The sequence below is a fragment of the Peterkaempfera griseoplana genome (assembly GCF_001418575.1).
GTDB classification, from domain to species: Bacteria; Actinomycetota; Actinomycetes; order Streptomycetales; family Streptomycetaceae; genus Peterkaempfera; species Peterkaempfera griseoplana.
This window is the reverse complement of sequence record NZ_LIQR01000387.1, coordinates 1-3,713: the sequence shown is the minus strand read 5'-3', so window position 1 is coordinate 3,713 and position 3,713 is coordinate 1. Positions and strand designations below refer to the sequence as shown.

Sequence of the window (3,713 nt, the reverse complement as noted above, 5' to 3'; positions counted from 1 at the left end):
GTACCGGATCGTGCAGGAGGCCCTCACCAACGCCGTGCGCCACGCCGGTGGGACCCGGGTGCGGGTCGGGGTCGCCGTCGACGGCGCGGTGCTGCGGATCGATGTCATGGACGACGGCCCCTGCGCCGATGAGGAGCCGGAGCCGGCTGCGCCGGGCGGGCGGTGGCGGCCCTGGCGGGCGTCGGCTCCCAGGCCTGCCGCCCGGGCCGGTGCGTCCCCGGCCGGGTACGGCGCCGGGTACGGCCTGGTCGGCATGCGTGAGCGGGTACGCAGTGTCGGCGGCACCCTCTCCGCCGGCCCGCGCCCGGAGGGCGGATTCGCGGTGGCGGCCGTCCTGCCCCTGACGGGAGGGCCGCAGTGATCCGCGTCCTGCTCGCCGACGACCAGATGCTGGTCCGTGAGGCCTTTGCGATGCTGGTCTCGTCCGCCCCCGACATGACGGTGGTCGGCCACGCCGCGACGGGCCACGAGGCTGTGGAGCGCGCCCGCAGCGCCCGCGCCGACGTCATCGTGATGGACATCCGCATGCCGGGCCTGGACGGTATCGAGGCCACCCGGCTGATCGCCGCGGACGAGGATCTGGCCGGGGTCCGCATCCTGGTTCTGACCACGTACGACACCGACGACCATGTGATCTCCGCGCTGCGTGCCGGTGCCAGCGGCTTCCTGGTGAAGGACTGCCGCCCGGCCGAACTCCTCGACGCCGTCCGGACGGTGGCCGCCGGGGAGGCTCTGCTCTCCCCAGGGCCGACCGCCCGCCTCATCGCCCGTGTCCTGCGCCTTCCCGAGGGTCCCCCGCCCGGTGCACCGGCCCCTACGAGCCTCGCCGCCCTCTCCGAACGCGAGCGCCAGGTCCTCACCCTCGTCGCCCGCGGGCTCAACAACACCGAGGCCGCCGAGGCGCTGGGGCTCAGCCCGCTCACCACCAAGACGCACGTCAGTCGCATCATGGGCAAACTGGGCGCTCGGGACCGGGCCCAACTGGTCATCGCAGCCTACGAGTCGGGCCTGGTCGCCCCCGGCGGGCGGGGCGGGACGCAGCTGTGAACGCCCGCCCGGCCGCGTACCGCCGAAGGGCGGGGGCCGCGGACAGCATCTGATGCTCCGTCATGGGTTGGCGGTCTCGGACGCGGGTCAGGCCGGGGCGCGGGGCGGCAACTCGCAGCGCCGGCCCGGCCGCTACGATCCAGCCGCCCCGGTCCCCGCGCCGGCCGGGCGGGTCAGGCCCGGAAGGCCGTGCGCACCACGCCTCCGACGACGGCACACCAGGTGTCCACGTCCACCTTGCCGTCGGGGACCAGCCCATGCAGCCGCTGCATCGCCTGGACGGCCTTCATGGTGGCGTGGTCGTAGCTGCCCGTCTGGACGACGTCGGTGTGGCCCTTGCGGATCAGCATCTCCTGGAGCGCCTGGACGGGCAGGCCCGCGGCGTCCTTGGCGAGGGTGGGGACGAGTGCTTCCCAGGTCGCGCGGTCGAAGGTGCAGTCCGGGTCGACCGGTATGCCGTTGCGTGCCTGGAAGTCGCCCACCACCGGGTTCATGTCGGTGCCGAAGACCCCGGTGGGTGCCAGGGCGTAGCCGAGGTCGGCGAGCAGGTACTGGGCCACCTTGACCACCGGGCCGTCGACGAAGCGCCAGATGTCCGGCCAGCGGCGCTCGGGTATCGCGCTGCTGGGCGTGCCCAGGGCCTTCAGCACGCGGGTCCGGATCACGGGGAACTGGGCGTAGAAGGCGATGCCGGGGCAGTCGGTCTCGCGGAAGTCCCAGTGGCCGAAGATGTCCCAGGCGTTGAGGCGGAACTTGGTGCAGACGGCGGTGCAGAGCCGGACGAGGGAGTCGAGGAGGGCGTCGGGCGGGGTCTCGGTGATGTAGGTGCCCTCGTTCTCTATGCCGATCGCATTGCCGTTCTCGCCCGGGCAGTGCGCCGAGATCACCTGGTGCTGCCCGGCCTCCAGGGTCTCCAGGCTTCGGTGACGCCCCTCCAGGACGTACCCGCCGCGGCTCACCGTGAAGTGCTGGCCCGTGTCGGCCCAGCCGTTGGTGTCCATGTGCAGGTTCTGGCAGTCCCGAGCCAGTTGGAGGGCGTGCTCGCGGGAGTAGTCGGTGACGTTGGGGAACGCCATGTGATGCAGGATGATCTTGTTGGTGGTGTTTCCGGTGATCTGGACGGGGCTCGCCGGCGGCCTCGCGCCCCAGCTGTCGCAGTCGATGATCCAGGGGAACTCTGCCGACGGCGCCGCCTCCGCCGCCGAGGGGAAGGCCATCTGGGCGCCGACCACTGCGGCGACCGCCCCTCCCATGCCGAGCCTCAACAGCGTACGGCGGTCGACCTCGTGCTCCGGCACGGCCATGGTGAGCCCCCAGCGGTTTCGGAAGTTTTTTTCGTCAACTGACGACAGCGTGAGAATAAATGACAGATACTCACCGAGCCAGGGCTTGTACTGAACATTTCCAACGGCCCGTCGACTGCGGGCGGCGTGGCAGTGTCCGTCGACGGGCCGATCAGCACCCCACCCCCGAAGGGCCCTCCTTGGCACGGCACGGACCGGAGCCCTCGGCTTGGCCCCGCACCGGCAGCGCATCCGGAGTTCCGTCCGCCTGCTCACTCCTGACGGAGCGACTCCTCTGGCGGCAGTAGCGCAGAGTCAGGTGCGCCCTGCGGTTCTGGGCTGCACAGGGTGTTGCTGCGTGAAGGTTGAGCCCCGGGGCCAGGTCTCGCCGCGCCTCGGCGATCCCGAGGGCCCGCGGCGGCGCCGCCCTGGAACGGGCGGCGAAACCACATCCACCGCGGGGGCGGACGCGGCGGCCGGAATCCTCCTCAGCGGCGGGCGCGGGAACGGGTGGGCGGGGCTATGCGGACCCGCTTCTCCACGGGCGCGCGCTCGATGTCGTCGAGCTGGGCGACAATGGTGCTGCGCAGCTCGTCGTCGTCCTGGAACGAGTGGTCATTGAAGAGGGTGTAACCCGTCCACATCAGGTTGGCGCAGACCCTCGCCGGCACCCGGCCGGTCTGGGCGCCCATCCCGACCAGCGCCACCGAGCGGATGGAGCCCGGTGCCCTGTCGTTCTGCTGATGGATCGCCTGGAAGGCGGCGGCGCAAGCCAGGGCCACGTTCAGGGTCTCGCTGACATTCTGCGAGGACGTCTCCATCGTCGGGGTGGAGATCAGGAACCTCGGCTTGACCGCACCCGAGGGAACGCACACCGCGCTGCCCACCGGGAGCGAACCTGCGAACCGGCTGCGGATCGCCCGCTGCACCCGCAGCTGGATGCCCGCGCCGAGATACCGCTTGACGGCCGCATCCACCCCGCCGTCCATCCGCCCACGGGAGTTGGTGGGGCTGACCCAGGCGTCGACGTCCTCGTCGAGGATCGAGCCCCTGCGGATCTCGATCTCGGGGGTGTCGGCGAAGGCCGCCCGCCACGCCTCCACCACTGCGGTGTTGATGTCGGTCAGCACCACCCTGAGCGGCGGCTGCACGCGGTCAACGGTCATGGTTCACTCCGATCGGGAAGGTTCGCTCGACTGATCGGGACGCTAGCGCCCCCCACTGACAGAGCAGCCGCCGTCACCCTGCGTCCCCGGGAACCGCACAGGGGCTGTCAGTGGGCTGTCCTAGTCTCGGACCACTTCGCCGATCAGGCCCTTCACCAGCCCCGTTGACCATTCGGAGTCCCTCCACCATGAGCGCTTCCCCCGCCCCCGCCCCCCC

General features: G+C 71.5%; 4 protein-coding genes. 2 read left to right on the top strand and 2 right to left on the bottom strand.

The features are described from left to right. A partial coding sequence (locus tag AOK09_RS26865) for a sensor histidine kinase (RefSeq protein ID WP_245687495.1) occupies window positions 1-361 on the top strand: 361 nt, incomplete at its 5' end. Beyond that, the gene (locus AOK09_RS26860; RefSeq protein ID WP_055589840.1) at window positions 358-1,047 is read left to right on the top strand and encodes a response regulator transcription factor; all 690 of its coding nucleotides are present in this window, start codon (window positions 358-360) and stop codon (window positions 1,045-1,047) included. The genes AOK09_RS26865 and AOK09_RS26860, both read left to right, overlap by 4 nt. Window positions 1,048-1,220: 173 nt before the next feature. Here AOK09_RS26860 and AOK09_RS26855 read toward each other — a convergent pair whose 3' ends face one another. Both AOK09_RS26855 and AOK09_RS26850 read right to left on the bottom strand, forming a co-directional pair. Next, window positions 1,221-2,351, bottom strand: a complete 1,131-nt coding sequence (locus tag AOK09_RS26855) for a peptidoglycan recognition protein family protein (RefSeq protein WP_055589839.1) — start codon at window positions 2,349-2,351, stop codon at window positions 1,221-1,223. 467 nt (window positions 2,352-2,818) lie between these two features. Further along, complete coding sequence (locus tag AOK09_RS26850; protein ID WP_055589838.1) at window positions 2,819-3,496, bottom strand: macro domain-containing protein; 678 nt, start codon at window positions 3,494-3,496, stop codon at window positions 2,819-2,821. Window positions 3,497-3,713: the final 217 nt, after the last annotated feature.